Source organism: Succinivibrio sp. (assembly GCF_045124615.1).
Lineage (GTDB): Bacteria > Pseudomonadota > Gammaproteobacteria > Enterobacterales > Succinivibrionaceae > Succinivibrio > Succinivibrio faecicola.
In genome coordinates, this window is the sequence record NZ_JBGVMC010000317.1 from 1 (window position 1) to 1,588 (window position 1,588).

The 1,588-nt window shown below is 37.7% G+C and carries 4 protein-coding genes; all 4 read left to right on the forward strand.

The annotated features are described in order from the left end of the window. On the forward strand, window positions 1-251 hold a 251-nt coding region (locus ACJML3_RS08315; RefSeq protein ID WP_406022282.1), incomplete at its 5' end, for a hypothetical protein. Between the two features lie 48 nt (window positions 252-299). Then, window positions 300-953, forward strand: a complete 654-nt coding sequence (locus ACJML3_RS08320; RefSeq protein WP_406022284.1) for an ERF family protein — start codon at window positions 300-302, stop codon at window positions 951-953. Window positions 954-961: 8 nt separating this feature from the next. Beyond that, entirely contained in the window at window positions 962-1,141 is a 180-nt protein-coding gene (locus tag ACJML3_RS08325; RefSeq protein ID WP_406022286.1) for a hypothetical protein, read from the forward strand. Continuing rightward, window positions 1,134-1,588: lambda exonuclease family protein (locus ACJML3_RS08330; RefSeq protein WP_406022288.1), on the forward strand; the 455-nt coding region annotated here is incomplete at its 3' end. The genes ACJML3_RS08325 and ACJML3_RS08330, both read left to right, overlap by 8 nt.

The window sequence follows — 1,588 nt, forward strand, 5'->3', positions numbered from 1 at the left end:
TGATTCACTTTTTTGCGTTTATTACGCTGATCTTTTTTTGTGTAACAGCAATAAAAGACAATGCAAAAGAGATTACAGGCTATTTATACCTTAAAGCTCATAATTTCCGTGAATACACTTTTAAAGTTAAATGCAAAATAATTTTGCGTTTTTCTTTTATTATTGCTGATGGAGTGATCTTATATCAAAGCCTTTTTTATGTTTTTTGGTATATGGGACAATTTTTTAAAAATTTAACTTGCAATATATAATATATGTTGTATAGTATATACAGGTAACAACAAAATCGAGGTAACAAAATGACAGATTCAATCGAAACCGTTGATAATTCAACCGCTGAAAAACCATCAAAGGCAAAAACCAAAAAGCCTGCAGTAGCAAATCTATATACTGATTTGATTGAGGTACAAAAGGCAATACCGACAATCGCTAAAACTTCAAAAGCAGTTTACGGCAATTACGCAAATTTTGACGATATTATCAAAATTGTGCGCCCATTACTCAATGAGCATAATTTTGTCTTAATTCAGAAAACACAGACACAGCAGGGCGAACAGTTCACATCCATAGGAATTGTAACCGAGCTTATTCATGTTTCAGGTGAGAAAATCACCTCCGATCCGTTTATCGTGCCCCTGCAGGCAGAGAAAGGCAAATCACTTGCACAGACTGCAGGATCAATTCTTACCTATGCAAAGCGTTACAGTTTATGCGCCCTGCTGGGAATTGCTACTGGGGATGATACAGACGGCAATTATAATATGAATCAGCAGCAACAGGGCAACAGCTATCAGAATGCACAATTAACTCCACAGCTAGAACAGAATGCAAGAAATTGTGCGGCACAGGGATTCCAGGTATATGAGAGCTTTTTTAATCAGTTGTCAAAACCAGAGAAAGCGGCCTTAATTTATTCAGGCTTACATAATGAGTTAAAAGCAATGTTTATGTAGAGGAAATTATGAACATTAAAGAGAGAAAAACATTCTCACTGTATACGTCAAAAAAGTTTTTTATCGCTTTAGACTACTTATCAAAAAAAGCAAAAAAATCAAAGGGAGCGTATATTAACAATCTTTTGAAAAAAGCTTTTGACGAAAACAAAAATTTGTTAGCAAAAAAGAAGATTGACTATGAATAATCTACAAAGAAATGAGGATTGGTTTAAGCAGCGAATAGGGCATTTGACCGCCTCAATGGCCGGAAATGTGATCCGATACCAGAAAGGGGAGATTGTCGCACAAACACCTGCTAAGGTTGACGGTTTGACTATGCGTATTCTAAGCGAGCAATTAACAGGACTACAGACAGAGGATCACTTTACTGCAGATGCACGCAGGCGCATGGAATGGGGAACAGAACAGGAAGAAAACGCTTTAAGTGCTTATGAGCTGGCAACAGGTCACACCGTATTGTTAAGCGGTTTTGTTAAGCACGAATCTATACAATATCTCGGAGCAAGTCCAGACGGCCTAGTAAGTAGTGACGGCTTGATCGAGATCAAATGCCCGGACACAACAACGCATTTAAGCCGCATTCTTGCAGATGAAGTGCCGGAAGAGATCAAGCCTCAAATGCTTATGCAGTT